This window comes from Corallococcus sicarius, assembly GCF_003611735.1.
In the GTDB taxonomy this organism is placed as follows: Bacteria; Myxococcota; Myxococcia; order Myxococcales; family Myxococcaceae; genus Corallococcus; species Corallococcus sicarius.
Genome location: NZ_RAWG01000003.1, coordinates 37,642 through 53,329, shown reverse-complemented (window position 1 = coordinate 53,329; position 15,688 = coordinate 37,642). Strand labels below are relative to the sequence as shown.

General features: G+C 71.8%; 2 protein-coding genes. Both read left to right on the top strand.

Annotation, left to right across the window (positions count from 1 at the left end; genetic code table 11):
• The first annotated feature begins 26 nt into the window (after nt 1–26).
• Nucleotides 27–1,616 (top strand): sensor histidine kinase, encoded by a 1,590-nt coding sequence (locus tag D7X12_RS00875; protein WP_120623364.1) that lies wholly within the window; start codon nt 27–29, stop codon nt 1,614–1,616.
• 96 nt (nt 1,617–1,712) lie between these two features.
• Entirely contained in the window at nt 1,713–15,677 is a 13,965-nt protein-coding gene (locus D7X12_RS00870) for a non-ribosomal peptide synthetase (protein WP_120623363.1), read from the top strand.
• Nucleotides 15,678–15,688 lie beyond the last annotated feature (11 nt).

Below are 15,688 nucleotides of genomic sequence, written 5' to 3'. Positions count from 1 at the left end.
CCACCGCGCAACGCCTGAGGTCGTCCATGGCGCGCATCCTCCAGACCTGGGAGGCGCGGGCACGGCAGCAGGTTCCCGCCGCCCAGGTGGCAGCCTCGCCGGCCCTTCGCGACTCCCTGCCGGACATGCTGGCCGAGGTGGCCACGACGCTGGCGCAACCCGTGCCGCAGCAGGCCCTGGGGGCGCGGGAGCACGCGCTCGGCAGGAAGCACGGCCGGGAGCGGGCGATGCTGAGCGCCTACTCCCTGGAGCAGGTCATCCACGAGTACCAATTGCTGCGCCAGGTGCTCTTCGAGGTGCTGGAGGAGGAGGGCCCGCTGAGCGCGAACGACCGCGACGTGCTGCTCGACGCGGTGCAGGTCGGCGTGCGCAACGCGGCCAGCGAGTTCTCCCGGCAGCGCGGCATGGAGGCGGAGAGCGGCCGCAAGGCCCTGGAGGAGGCCCACACGCAACTGGAGCAGCAGGTGCAGGAGCGCACGGCGGCGCTCACCGCGAGTGAGGAGCGCTTCCGCATCTTCGTGGAGGGGGTGCACGACTACGCGCTCTTCACGTTGGATCCCGAGGGCGTCATCACCTCGTGGAACTTCGGCTGCGTGCGCATGAAGGGCTACACGGTGCAGGAGGCCGTGGGCCACCACTTCCGGATGCTCTACACGGAAGAGGGCCGGGCCCGCCGCGACCCGGAGGACCACCTGCTCATCGCGGCGCGCGAGGGCCGCTTCCGCGGCGAGGGGATGCGCAGGCGCAAGGACGGCTCGAACTTCGTGGCGGACGCGCTCATCACCCCCATGTACCGGGACGGCCTGCTCATCGGCTTCTCCAAGGTGGTGCAGGACCTCACCGAGCGCAGCATGCTGTTGCGCGAGCGCGACCTGTCGCGCAGCACGGTGGAGAACTTCCGGGTGGAGCGCGAGGTGCGCGAGCGCTTCATCGCCATGGTGTCCCACGACCTGCGCACGCCGCTGACGGCGGCGAAGATGAGCGCGCAGATCATCCTGCGCCGGCCCGAGGCCCAGGAGCGCCACCTGGAGTACGCAGCGCGGGTGGTGACCAACCTGGAGCGGCTGGACCGGATGGTCACGGACCTGCTGGACGCCAGCCGCCTGCGCGAGGGCCGGGCGCTCACCGTGGAGCTGTCGCACTTCGACCTCACGACGCTGGCCCGCGAGGTGGCGGAGGAGCTCGCCACGGTGCACGGCGACCGCTTCCTCGTGCACTCGGATGGGAAGGTGGAGGGCCACTGGAGCCGCGACGGGCTGCGGCGGGTGCTGGAGAACCTCGCCGTCAACGCGGTGAAGTACGGCGAGACGGGCTCCCCCATCACCTTCAGCGTGCACCGCAGCGAGCACCGCGCCGGGTTGCGCGTCATCAACCTGGGCAAGGGCCTCACGCCCGAAGAGCAGGGGGCGCTCTTCGGGCACTTCCACCGGGGCCAGGAGGCCGAGCGTGGCGCCCAGCCGGGCTGGGGCGTGGGCCTCACCGTGGTGCGCGGCGTCGCGGAGGCGCTCGGGGGCATCGTTGGCGTGACAAGCACCCCGAACTCCGGCACCACCTTCTTCGTGGACCTGCCGCTCGACTCGCGCCCCTTCGCGAAGGAGAAGCCCGAACAGGAGTAGCCCGCCCCCTGGACGCCGAGGCTGCATTTTGCCTCGTCCAGCAGCGCGCCTTCACCTTTCGCCCGGTGTCCGGTTCTGTCCGCATATTCTGCGAACATGAGTTCAGCGGAATCGAAGGGCAGCCACACCGCGGCGGGGGCGACGCCGGAGCAGAAGCGGGCACGGCTGGCGGAGCTGCTGCGCACCAAGGCCCGTCCCGTCCAACAGGCGCCGGTGTCCTTCAGCCAGGAGCGCATGTGGTTCCAGGACCGGCTGAGCCCGGGCAGCGCCTCCTTCAACATCCCGGTCCGCGTGCGCTTCTCCGGCTCGCTCGACGCGGAGGTCCTCCGCGCCAGCCTCCAGGAGTTGGTGGTGCGCCATGCGCCGCTGCGCACCACGTTCGTCGAACAGGACGGACGGCCCCTCCAGCGCATCGCGCAGGGCCTGGACCTGGCGCTGCCCGTGGTGGACCTCCGGCCGCTTGCCGCTGAAGAGCGGGAGGCGGAGGCGCAGCGCCGGATCCTTGATGAGGCGCGCCAGCCCTTCGACCTGGAGAAGGGGCCGCTGCTGCGCACCGTCCTGTACCGCCTGGACACGCTGGAACACATTCTGCTGCTCAAGCTGCACCACATCATCACGGACGGCTGGTCCATGGGGGTGCTGGTGCGTGAGCTGAGCGCGCTGTACCCGGCGCTCGCGGCGGGCCGGCCCTCGCCGCTGCCGCCGCTGCCCATGCAGTACGCGGACTATGCCGCGTGGCAGCGCGAGTCGTTGAAGGGCGAGGTGCTGGACTCGCACCTGCGCTGGTGGCGGGAGCGGTTGGATCCGGACGCGGTGCTGGAGCTGCCCACCGACAGGCCCCGCCCCGCCGTCGCCTCCGGACGTGGGGCCCGCATCACCGAGGTGCTGCCGCATCCCCTCATCGAGTCGCTCAAGGCGCTCGCCCGCGCGGAGGGCACCACGCTGTTTGGCGTGCTGCTCGCGGGCTTCCAGGTGCTGCTCTCCCGCTACACCGGTCAGCAGGACGTGGTGGTGGGCACCTCCATCGCCGGCCGTGGCCGCGCCGAGCTGGAGGGGCTCATCGGCCTGTTCACCAACTACCTCGCCTTTCGCACGGACCTGTCCGGACAGCCGTCGTTCCGCGAGCTGCTCGGCCGCGTGCGGGAGACGACGCTGGAGGCCTATGCCCACCAGGACGTGCCCTTCGAGAAGCTGGTGGATGCGCTCAAGCCCGAGCGCCAGCTGAGCGTCAATCCCCTCTTCCAGGTGGCGCTGACGCTGCAGAACGCGCCCCTGCCGCCGCTGCGGTTGCCGGGGCTCGTCCTGGATGCGCAGCCCGTGGACAACCGCACCAGCAAGGCGGACCTGTCGCTGCTCGCCACGGAGCTGCCCGAGGGGCTGCGCGTCACCGCCGAATACAACACGGACCTCTTCGAGCCCGGCTCCATCCAGCGACTGCTCGCGCACCTGCGCACGCTGCTGGAGGGCGCGGCCTCCGCTCCGGACCGGCGCATCCTTGAGCTGCCGCTGATGGACGCGGCGGAGCAGCGACAGGTCCGCAGCGCGTGGACCGGCGGCACCGCGCCCTTCCCCGAGGACACCTGCCTGCACGCGCTCTTCGAAGCGCAGGCGCGGCGGACGCCGGAGGCCCCGGCCGTCCAGTTCCAGGGGCAGTCGCTCACGTACGCGCAGCTGGATACGCGCGCCAACCAGCTCGCGCACGCACTGCGCCGCCGGGGCGTGGGCCTTGAGTCCCGCGTGGCCCTGAGCGTGGAGCGTTCGCTGGACGTGGCCGTGGGACTGCTTGGCATCCTCAAGGCGGGCGGCGCCTGGGTGCCCGTGGATCCGCTGCTGCCGCGCGAGCGGCTGGCCTTCATGCTGGAGGACAGCGGCGCCACCGTGATGGTGACGCAGGCCCCGCTGCTGGAGCGCTTCCCGCAGGCGCATCAGAGCCGGGCCCTGTGCCTCGATGCGGAGCGGGCGGCGCTCGCGGGTGAGCGCCCCGAGGCCCCGGTCTCCGGCGTGGGACCTCGAAACCTCGCCTACGTGCTCTACACCTCGGGCAGCACTGGCATCCCGAAGGGGACGGCCATCGAGCACCGGGGCGTCACCAACCTCGTCACGCATGAGGCGGTGGCCTACGGCATCGGGCCCGGCAGCCGCGTGCTCCAGTTCGCCAGCCTCTCCTTCGACCTGTCCGTGGAGGAGATCTTCACCACCCTGTGCAGCGGGGCCACGCTGGTGCTCGCGCCGCTGGAAGACCTGATGCCGGGCGAGCCGCTGCGCAAGCTGGTGCGCGACGAGGCCCTCACCGTCATCAGCGTCACGCCCGCGACGCTCGCGGCCACGCCCGCGGAGGGGCTCCCGTCGCTGCGCACCGTCATCTCCGGCGGTGAAGCGCTGCCGTCGGAGGTGGTGGCGCGGTGGGCTCCGGGTCGCAGGCTCCTCAACACGTACGGCCCCACCGAAGCCACGGTCATGGCCACGCTCACCGAGTGCGTGGCGGACGGGCGGGTGCCCTCCATTGGCCGGCCGCTGGCCAACGTGCGTGCCTACGTGCTGGACGCGCGCGGCGAGCCCGTGCCCGTGGGCATCAAGGGCGAGCTGCACCTGGGCGGCGTGGGCGTGGCGCGCGGCTATGCGGGCAGGGCCGCGCTGACGGCCGAGCGCTTCATGCCAGACGCCTTCTCCGGCGAGGCGGGGGCGCGGCTGTACCGCACGGGCGACGTGGTGCGCTGGCGCGAGGACGGCACGCTGGAGTTCATCGGCCGGGCGGACGCGCAGGTGAAGGTGCGCGGCTTCCGCATCGAGCCGGGCGAGGTGGAGGCCGCGCTGGCGAAGCTGCCTCCGGTGCGCGAAGCGGTGGTGGTGGCGCGCGAGGATGGGCCTGGCGGCAAGCGGCTGGTGGGCTACGCCGTGCTGCGCGAAGGCATGACCGCCGACGGCCACGAGCTGCGAGCGGCCCTCAAGGACGTCCTGCCTGAGTACATGGTGCCCTCGGCCGTGGTGGTGCTGTCCGCGCTGCCGCTCACGACCAACGGCAAGGTGGACCGCAAGGCACTGCCCGCTCCGGACCTGGCTGCGAATGGCACACAGGACTACGTCGCGCCGCGCACTCCCACCGAGGAGCGCCTGGCCGCGCTGTGGCAGGAGTTGCTCGGCGTCACGCGCGTCGGAGCCCACGACAGCTTCTTCGAGCTGGGAGGCCATTCGCTGCTGGCCACACAGGCCCTCAGCCGGATCCGTCAGGCCTTCGCGGTGGAGCTGCCCCTCCGCCGCCTGTTCGAGTCGCCCGCCCTGGACGCCGTGGCCCGCCTCATCGACGAGGCCCTCGCGAAACGGTCGCAGCCCGAACTGGCACCGGCACCGCGCAAGCAGCACGAAGCCCGCGCGCGGCCCGTGCCCACCATTCCGCTGGAAGAAGCGGCGCGAGCGATGGAGGCCCACGCCTCCGCACCACCGCGCGGTGACACCGAGGTGCCTCTAGCGGCCGAAGCGCGCCAGCGTTCCGAAGAAGCGGCGCACGCGACGGAGGCCCGTGCCTCCGCACCTCCGCGTGGTGATGCTGGGGTGCCCTTCACGGCCGAAGCGCGCCAGCGGATGTTGGTGGACTGGAACGCCACCGTCACCGACTACCCGCGGGGCTCCACGCTGCCGGAGGTCTTCGCTCAGGTGGTGGCCCGGTTCCCCGACAAGGTCGCCATCGAGTTCGGGGACTCGCACCTCACCTACCGACAACTGGACGCGCGCGCCAATCAGCTCGCGTGGCACCTGCGCTCGCTGGGCGTGAGCACCGACTCCCGCGTGGCACTCTCGATGGAGCGCTCCCTGGAGCTGCTCGTCTCGCTCGTCGCCATCCTCAAGGCCGGCGGTGCCTATGTGCCGCTGGATCCGGCCTACCCGCGCGAACGCCTCACCGCCATGGTCGAGGACGCCAGCCCCCGCGTGCTCCTCACCTCGCGCGCACTCTTGCCGAAGCTGCCCCACGAGGGACTCCGCGCCGTGGTGCTGGAGGAGCTGTCGCTGGACGCCGAGCCCACACACGCGCCTCCGCTGGCCGCCCTGCCCGACAGCCTCGCGTATATCGACTTCACCTCGGGCTCCACCGGCAGGCCCAAGGGCGTGGGCACGCCCCATGCCGCCGTGCTGCGCACCCTCTTCGGCGTGGACTTCGCCCGCTTCGGCCCCGAGGAGACGCTGCTGCTGATGGCGCCGCTCGCGTTCGACGCCTCCACCCTGGAGGTCTGGGGCGCGCTGCTGCACGGCGCGAAGCTGGCCGTCTTCCCACCGCATCCCCCGTCGGATCCGCGCGAGTTGGAGCAGGTGCTGGTGCGCCACGGCGTGACGATGCTGTGGCTGACCGCGGGCCTCTTCGCCCAGGTGGTGGACTCGCACCTGCCCGCGCTGCGCTCGCTGCGCCAGGTGCTCACCGGCGGTGACGTCATCTCCGCCTCACACGTGCGCCGCGTGCTGGAGGACCTGCGCATCCCCGTGACGGCCGGCTATGGCCCCACGGAGACCACCGTCTTCGCCACGAGCCACCGCTTCACGTCCGCCTCTCAGGTCCGCACCTCCGTCCCCCTGGGCCGCCCGCTGGGCAACACGCAGGTGTATGTCCTGGATGCCTCAAGCCAGCCTGTGCCCCCGGGCGTCACGGGCGAGCTCTACGTCGGCGGCGAGGGCCTGGCGCGCGGCTACGTGGGCCAGCCCGCGCTCACCGCGGAGCGCTTCCTCCCCCATCCCTTCGCCACCACGCCAGGCGCCCGCCTCTATCGCACGGGGGACCTCGCCCGCTGGCGCGAGGACGGCGTGCTGGAGTTCCTCGGCCGCACCGACGCCCAGGTGAAGGTGCGCGGCTTCCGCATCGAACTGGCGGAAGTCGAAGCCGCACTGCTCGCCCATTCCGACGTCCGCGAGGCCATTGTCGTGGCCCGCGAGGACGTGCCCGGCGACAAGCGCCTCGTGGCCTACGTCGTGGCCGCCGAGTCCCTGGACATGGCCGCACTGCGCGCGTTCCTCAAGCAGCGGCTGCCCGATTACATGGTGCCGTCCGCGCTGGGGCGACTGGCGGCGCTGCCCCTCACCGCCAACGGCAAGGTGGACCGCAAGGCCCTCCCCGCGCCCTCCACCTTCCAGGACCGCGTCCCGACACGCCCGCCGCGCACGGACACCGAGCGACGGCTCGCCACGCTCTGGGAAGAGGTCCTCCAGACCGGCACCGTCGGCGCCGAGGACAACTTCTTCGAGCTGGGCGGCCACTCGCTGAGCGCCACGCAGATCCTCTCGCGCATCCGGCGCGCGTTCCAGGCGGAGCTGTCCATCGCGGACCTCTTCGCGTCCCCCACGGTGGAGGCCGTCGCCCGCCGCATCGAGACGCAGGCCCCGCTGCGGCCCGCGCTGACGGCGCCTCCCCTCCGGCCCGTGCCGCGTGACGGCCACCTGCCCCTGTCCTTCGCGCAGCAGCGACTGTGGTTCCTCTCGAAGCTGGAGCCCGACAGCACCGCGTACAACCTCCCCTTCGTCGTGCGCCTGGAAGGGACGCTCGACGTGCCGGCGTTCGCGCGCGCCCTGCGCGACCTGCTCCAGCGCCACGAGTCCCTGCGCACCACGTTCCACGAGCAGGACTCCGTCCCCGTGCAGCGCATCGCCCCGGCCCCCGCGCTGCCCGCGGGCTGGATGGACCTGAGCACCTGGCCCGATGCCGCGCACGCGCTGCGAGCCCTCATCGACGAGGAGGCGCGACAGCTCTTCCACCTGGAGTCCGGCCCGCTCTGGCGCGTCCTCCTGGTGCGCATGGACGCGCGGCACCACGTGCTGCTGTTGACCCTGCACCACGTCATCGCCGACGCGTGGTCCATGGGCGTGTTCCTCCAGGAGCTGACCACGCTGTACGCGGCCCATGCGGAGCGCCGGGCACCGGAGCTGAAGCCGCTGCCAGTGCAGTACGCGGACTTCTCCGTCTGGCAGCACGGCTGGCTGCGCGACGAGGCGCTGGAGGCCCAGCTGGGCTGGTGGCGCCAGCAACTCCAGGATGCACCGAAGGCGCTGGAGCTGCCCACGGACCGCCCTCGCCCTCCGACGCAGACCTTCCGCGGCGCGGTGTGGCCCTTCCAGTTCCCGCGCGAGCTGTCGGACGCGATGCAGGTCCTCTGTCGGCGTGAAGGCGTCACACCCTCCATGGTGGTGCTGGCCGCCTTCCAGGTGCTGCTCTCCCGCTACAGCGGCCAGGAGGATGTCGCCGTCGGCTCGCCCATCGCGGGCCGCCACCACGCGGAGCTGGAGGGGCTCATCGGCTTCTTCGTCAACACGCTGGTGCTGCGCACGAAGCTGGGCGGGGATCCGACCTTCCGGGAGCTGCTGACGCGCGTGCGCGACACGGCGCTGGGCGCGTATGCCCACCAGGACCTGCCCTTCGAGAAGCTGGTGGAGGCCCTCCGCCCCGAGCGCGACCCGCGCCGCCCGCCGCTCTTCCAGGTGATGCTCGCGTACCAGAACGCGCCCATGCCGGAGACGATGGGCACGGGGCTGCGGCTCCAGCCGCTCGAGCCTCGTGGCGGCACGGCGAAGTTCGACCTCACCCTCGCGCTCAACGACACGGCCGACGGGCTGAAGGGCCTGCTCGAATACAACACCGACCTCTTCTACGCCGCGACCGCGGGACACATCGTGGGCCACCTGCGCACGCTGCTGGAGGCCGCCGTCCGGGAGCCGGAGTGCCGCCTCTCCGCGCTGCCCATGCTCACGCCCGGGGAGCGCGAACTCCTGTTCCAGGAAGGCAAGACGCCCGCCACGGCGCAGGACGGCTGTCCGCCCGTGCTCCTCCAGGCGCAGGCCCGTCTCCGTCCGGAAGCCGTGGCCGTGGAACACGAGGGCCGCACGTTGAGCTGGGCGGAGGTGCACCGGAAGGCCCTGGAGTGGCGCACCCGCGCGGAGGTGGCGCTGCCTCCACCGCCGCCCCTGGTCCCCGTCCCGCGCGACGCGGTCCTGCCCCTGTCCTTCGCGCAGCAGCGGCTGTGGCTCATCGACCAGTTGGAGCCCGGCAGCTCCGCGTACAACCTCTTCATGGCCCTGCGGGTCGAGGGCGCGCTGGACGTCGCCGCGCTGGAGCAGGCCTTCGCCGCGCTCGTCGCGCGCCACGAATCGCTGCGCACCGTCTTCGTCTCGCAGGAGGGCGAGCCCGTCCAGGTCATCCTTCCCACGGTGCCGCGCGCCCTGGAGCAGGTGGACCTGAGCGCGCTGGCTCCGGACGTGGCCCACGCCGCGCTGGAGCAGGGGCTGCGTGAAGAAGCCCTGCGTCCCTTCGACCTGGCCCGAGGCCCGCTGCTGCGCGTCGCGCTGCGGCGCCTGGGCCCCGAAGCGCAGGTGCTGTCGTTGAACCTGCACCACATCGTCTCCGACGGGTGGTCCATGGGCGTGCTCGTGCGGGAGCTGACCGCGCTGTACGCGGCGCATGCGTCGGGCCAGCCTCCCCGGCTGGCGCCCCTCCCCGTCCAATACGTCGACTTCGCGGTATGGCAGCGCGCGTGGCTCAAGGACGAGGTCCTGGAGCACATGATGGCCTGGTGGCGCCAGCAGCTGTCCGGAGTGCCGCCGCTGTTGGAGCTGCCCACCGACAAGCCGCGCCCGAGCATCCAGTCCTACCGGGGCGCCCAGGTGCCTGTGCGGTTGTCTGCCACGCTGACCGAGTCCCTCCAGGCGCTGAGCCAGCGCGAGGGCGGCACGCTGTTCATGGGGCTGGTGTCCGCCTTCCAGGTGCTGCTCTCCCGCTACGCCGGGCAGGAGGACATCACCCTCGGCTCGCCCATCGCGGGCCGCACGCGCCAGGAGACGGAAGGGCTCATCGGCTTCTTCGTCAACACGCTGGTGCTGCGCACGCACGTCGACCCGAAGGCCACGTTCCGCGAGCTGCTGGGACGGGTGCGCGCCACCACGCTCGCGGCCTACGAGCACCAGGACGCGCCCTTCGAGAAGCTGGTGGAGGCATTGCAGCCTCGGCGCAGCCTGAGCCACTCGCCCCTCTTCCAGGTCCTGCTCGCCCTGCAGAACGCTCCGCTGCAACCCGTGACGCTGGCCAGCGGACCCGGCGGCTCCGCGCCGCTGCGACTGCTGCCCCTGGAGCAGGACTTCCAGACGACGCAGTTCGACCTGACCCTGGACCTGGCGCGCACGCCGCAGGGCCTGCATGGAACGCTGAGCTACCGCACCGACCTGTTCGAGCCCGCCACCATCGGCCGGATGGTGGAGCACCTGCGCACGCTCCTGGAGGCCGCAGTGGCCCGTCCGGACACCCGCGTCGGGGAGCTGCCCCTGCTGACGCAAGGTGAGCGTGAGCAACTGCTGGTGACGTGGAACCAGACGCAGGCGGAGTACCCGCGCGACGCGACGATTCCGCGGCTCTTCGAGGCGCAGGCCCGGAAGACGCCGGATGCGGTCGCGGTGGTGAGCGGCAAGCAGCGGCTGACGTACCGAGAGGTGGAGGCGAAGGCGAACCAACTGGCGCACCGGCTGCGCAAGCTGGGCGTGGGGCCCGAGATCCGCGTGGGCCTGTGCGTGGAGCGCACGGCGGACGTGGTGGTGGGAACGCTGGGCATCATGAAGGCCGGCGGCGCCTACGTGCCGCTGGATCCGAGCTACCCGAAGGAGCGCCTGGGCTGGCTGTTGGAGGACGCGCGGGGCCCGGCGCTGGTGGCGCACTCGCACCTGCTGGAAGCACTGCCGGCGTTCACCGCGCAGGCGGTGTGCCTGGACCGTGACGACGCCCTGGCCGAGGAGTCCAGCGCGCCGCCCCCGACGGAAGCGCAGCCGGAGAACGTCGCGTATTTCATCTATACGTCGGGCAGTACGGGGAGGCCCAAGGGCGTGGCGGTGACGCACCGGAACGCGGTGGCCTTCCTGACGTGGGCACAGGCCACGTTCGAAGCGGAAGAGACGAAGGCCGTGCTGGCGGCGACGTCCCTCAACTTCGACCTCTCTGTCTTCGAGCTGTTCGCGCCGCTGATGCGGGGTGGCAGCGTGGTGGTGGTGCGCGACGCGCTGCACCTGGCCGAAGAGAAGCTGGAGGCGGAGGTCACGCTCATCAACACGGTGCCGTCCGCGATGGCACAACTGGTGAAGCTGGGTGCGGTGCCCCCGTCGGTGCGCGTGGTGAACCTCGCGGGCGAAGCCCTGCCGGAGACGCTGGCGAAGCAGGTGTACGGCGTGCCGACGGTGCGCAAGCTCTACAACCTCTACGGCCCCTCCGAGGACACGACGTACTCGACAGGCTCGCTGGTGGGGCGAGAGGAAGTGCCGAACATCGGCCGTCCCCTGGCGAACACGCGCGCGTACGTGCTGGATGCGTACCTGCAACCCGTGCCAGTCGGCGTGGCGGGCGAGCTGTACCTCGCCGGTGAAGGACAGACGCGCGGCTACCTGCTGCGGCCGGAGCTCACGGCGGAGCGGTTCCTGCCTGAAGTACACGGCCCCGCGGGCAGCCGCATGTACCGCACGGGAGACCGGGTCCGGTACCGGGCGGATGGCGTGCTGGAGTACCTGGGCCGGGTGGACTTCCAGGTGAAGGTGCGAGGCTTCCGCATCGAACTGGGCGAAGTCGAGGCCGCCCTGCGCCAGCACAAAGCCGTGAAGGACGCGGTGGTGGTCGCGAAGGGAGACGGCGCCGACAAGCGCCTCGTCGCCTACGTCGCGGCGAAGGCCGGAGCGACGCCGGAAGCGGAGTCGCTCAAGGCAGACCTGCGTCAACGATTGCCGGAGTACATGGTGCCTGGGACGGTGGTGGTGCTGGACGCCCTGCCGCTCAATGCCAATGGCAAGGTGGAGCGCAAGGCGCTGCCGGAGCCGGAGGCGCAGCAACCCGGCGGCACGTACGAAGCGCCGCGCACGGCGCTGGAAGCGAAGCTCGCGGCCATCTGGTCCGACGTGCTGCATGTTCCCCGCGTGGGCGTGAAGGATGACTTCTTCGCGCTGGGGGGGCACTCGCTGCTGGCGACCCAGGTGGTGTCACGGGTGCGCACGGAGACGGGCACGGAGCTGCCACTGCGCGCGCTCTTCGAAGCGCCCACCATCGCCGCGCTCGCCTCCCGCATCGAAGGCTCCGGACGCTCTCACGATGACGTGCGGATGCCTCCGCTGGTGCCCGTCCCCCGCGACGGCCCCCTGCCGCTGTCCTTCGCCCAGCAGCGCCTGTGGTTCCTCGACAGGCTCCATCCGGGGAGCCCCTTCTACAACATCCCCGCGGCCGTCCGACTCGACGGCCCGTTGAACCCCGAAGCCCTGGCCCGGGGCCTCCAGGAACTCGTCCAGCGCCACGAAGCGCTGCGCACCACATTCCACACGCGCGAGGACGGCGAGCCCGTCCAGCGGATCCACCCGCATGCGGACCTGCCCCTGGCGCGGGTGGACCTGGGCCACGTGCCGGAGGCGCAGAAGGACGCGGAGGCCCGGCGGCTCGCGCACGAGGAGGCGCTGAAGCCCTTCGACCTGGCCCGCGCCCCGCTGATCCGCACCACCCTGCTGCGCCTGTCCGAGCAGCGCCACGTGCTGCTCGTCTCGGTGCACCACATCGTCTCCGACGGCTGGTCCAGCCGCGTCCTCGTCGAGGAGATGGCCGCCCTCTACCTGTCTTTCTCACGGGGGCTGCCTTCCCCGCTGCCGCCGCTGCCACTCCAGTACGCGGACTACGCGGCCTGGCAGCGCGACTGGCTGAAGGGAGAGGTGCTGGAGCAGCAGGTGGGGTGGTGGAAGCAGCAGCTCGCCGGCGTGCCCCACGCGCTGGAGCTGCCCACCGACAAGCCGCGTCCCTCCGTGCAGACCTTCCACGGAGCCCAGGTGCCCGTGGTCCTCTCGCACGCGACGTCCCAGGGCCTCAAGGCGCTCAGCCACCAGGAAGGCGCCACGCCCTTCATGGTCCTGCTCGCCACGTGGCAGGTGCTGCTCTCACGCTACTCCGGGCAGCAGGACTTCTCCGTCGGCTCGCCCATCGCGGGCCGCCATCTGGGCGAGCTGGAGGGCATCGTCGGCTTCTTCGTGAACACGCTGGTGCTGCGCGCCCGGGTGGACCGCCGCGCGTCGTTCCTCCAGTTGCTGCGCGAGGTGAAGGAGATGGCGCTGGGGGCGTACACCCACCAGGACCTGCCCTTCGAGCGGCTCGTCGAAGAGCTGCGCCCCGCGCGAGATGCGAGCCGGGGCCCGCTGATCCAGGTGGCGTTCTCCCTGCGCAATGTCCCTCCCCGCGCACCCCGGAAGCAGGAGCTGACGTTGCGCCCGCTGGACGTGGAGGAGGCCACCGTCAAGTTCGAGCTGGAGCTGGGCCTGGTGGAGTCCCCGGAGGGCTACACGGGAGCCCTGAGCTACAACACCGACCTGTTCGAGCAGGGCACGGTCGCGCGCATGGCGGAGCACTTCCGCACGCTGGTGGAAGGACTCGTGGCCCGCCCCGAGGCGCCCCTGGGCTCCCAGTCCCTGCTGACGCAGGCCGAGCGCCAGCGGATGTTGGTGGACTGGAACGCCACCGCCACCGAGTACCCGCGGGGCTCCACGCTGCCGGAGGTCTTCGCGCAGGCGGTGGCCCGCTTCCCTGACAAGGTCGCCGTCGAAGCCGGGGACTCGCGCCTCACCTACCGACAGCTGGATGCACGCGCCAACCAGCTCGCGTGGCACCTGCGCGCCTTGGGCGTGGACACCGACGCCCGCGTGGGCGTCACGCTCGAGCGCTCACTGGAGCTCTTCGTCACGCTCCTCGCCATCCTCAAGGCCGGCGGTGCCTATGTGCCCATGGATCCGGCCTATCCGCGCGAACGCCTGGCCGCCATGGTGGAAGACGCCGCGCCCCGCATCGTCGTCACCTCGCGCGCGCTCTTGCCGAAGCTGCCCTCACAGGGGCTGCGGGCCGTGGTGCAGGAGGAGCTGTCGCTGGAGGCCGGGCCCACGCACGCGCCCCCACGGGCCGCGCTGCCTGACAGCCTCGCGTACATCGTCTTCACGTCCGGCTCCACGGGCCGACCCAAGGGCGTGGGTTCGTCGCACGCCGCCGTGCTGCGCACCCTCTTCGGCGTGGACTTCGGCCTCGGGCCCGAGGAGACGCTGCTGCACATGGCGCCGCTCGCCTTTGACGCGTCCACGTTTGAAATCTGGGGCGCGCTGCTGCACGGCTCGAAGCTGGCTGTCTTCCCGCCGCATCCGCCCGGGGACCCGTATGAATTGGAGCAGGTGCTGGTGCGCCACGGCGTGACGACGCTGTGGATCACCGTCGGCCTCTTCACGCAGGTGGTGGACACCCACCTGCACGCGTTGCGCTCCGTGCGCCAGGTGCTCACCGGCGGTGACGTCATCCCCGCGTCCCACGTGCGCCGCGTGCTGGAGGAGCTGCGCATCCCCGTGACGGCGGGCTATGGCCCCACGGAGGGCACCGTCTTCGCCACGAGCCACCGCTTCACGTCCGCCGCGCAGGTGGGCACCTCCGTCCCCCTGGGCCGCCCCATCGGAAACACGCAGCTGTATGTCCTGGATGCCTCCGGACAACCCGTGCCCTCGGGTGTGGCAGGCGAGCTCTACATGGGCGGAGACGGGCTGGCGAGAGGCTACCTGGGCCAGCCCGCGCTCACCGCGGAGCGCTTCGTGCCCGACCCCTTCGCGTTGGAGCCAGGGGCCCGCGTCTACCGCACGGGTGACCTCGCGAGGTGGCGGCACGACGGCGTGCTGGAGTTCCTCGGCCGCGCGGACACCCAGGTGAAGGTGCGGGGCTTCCGCATCGAGCCAGGCGAAATCGAGGCCGCGCTGATGACCCACGCCGAGGTGCGCGAAGCCATCGTCCTGGCCCGCGAGGACGTACCCGGCGACAAGCGACTCGTGGGCTACGTCGTGGCTCCCGAGCCCTTCGACGCCACGGCCCTGCGCGCGCACCTGCGGACCCGGCTGCCGGAGTTCATGGTGCCCTCCGCCCTCGTGCGCCTGGACGCCCTGCCCCTCACCTCCAACTCGAAGGTCGACCGCAAGGCGCTGCCCGCTCCCGAGTCCGTGACGGCCTCCTCGGCCGACGCCCATGTCGCGCCCCGCACGCCCCTGGAGGAGCAGCTGGCGCAGGCCTTCGCGAACGTGCTGCGCGTGCCCCGCGTCAGCGTCACCGACAACTTCTTCGACCTGGGCGGACACTCCCTGTTGGCCCTGCGGCTGATGGCCGCCATCCGCGAGCACACCGGCCGGCCGCTCCCCGTCTCCGTCCTCTTCCAGCACGCCACGGTGGAGCGACTGGCGCGGTTGGCGTTGCAGGAGTCCGCCCAGCCCACGGCCAACCTGCTGCGGCTGGACGCGGGCACGTCGCCCTTGCGGCCCCTCTTCCTCGTCCATGGCGGTGGCGGCGGCGTGCTGGGCTACACCGAGCTGGTGCGCCAGCTCGGAAGCCAGAGGCCCGTCTACGGACTGGTCGCCTCGGGCCTGGAGGGAGGCGAGCTTCCCCCGGACTCCGTCGAGGCCCTGGCCCGCGACTACCTCGTCCAGCTTCGCACCGTGCAGCCGCAGGGGCCGTACCTGCTGGCGGGCTGGTCCTTCGGCGGACTCGTCGCCCTGGAGCTGGCGCGTCAGCTCCAGACCGTGGGCGAACAGGTGGAGTTGCTGGCGCTGCTGGACTCCACCGTGCCCACGCCCGAGCCCCGCCCCGCGCCCGACGCGCTCAGCCTCCTGGGCCTCTTCGCTCGGACGCTCGGCCTGCCATGGAAGGGATTGCCCCTGGACCTGGAGGCGCTGCGACGCCTGGAGGGACGGGAGCTGCTGGCCACGGTGCTGGAGCAGGCCCGGAGTGCTCCGGGAGGCAGCGTGGGACTGGACCTGGACACCGCCGAGCGCCTCTACCCGCTCTACCAGCGGCTCTACGAAGCCCAGCGCAGCTACGTGCCCCACGGTGGCTACTCGGGGCCCGCCCTCCTCCTCCGGGCCGCGGCCAGCACGGGGCCGCAGCCGGACTGGAGCATGTGGCTCACGGGACACCTCACCGTGTACGAGGTGCCGGGGGACCACTACACGATGCTGGGCGAGCCGCATGCTTCCGCGGTGGCGGAGCGGCTCCGCCACCACCTGGGTGAGCTGGGGTGAGCGGCGCGTCG

What these genes read in the sequence shown, in the direction of transcription:
- D7X12_RS00875 (WP_120623364.1), top strand. Translation starts at nt 27, where the DNA reads ATGGCGCGCATCCTCCAGACCTGGGAGGCGCGGGCACGGCAGCAGGTT.
- D7X12_RS00870 (WP_120623363.1), top strand. Translation starts at nt 1,713, where the DNA reads ATGAGTTCAGCGGAATCGAAGGGCAGCCACACCGCGGCGGGGGCGACG.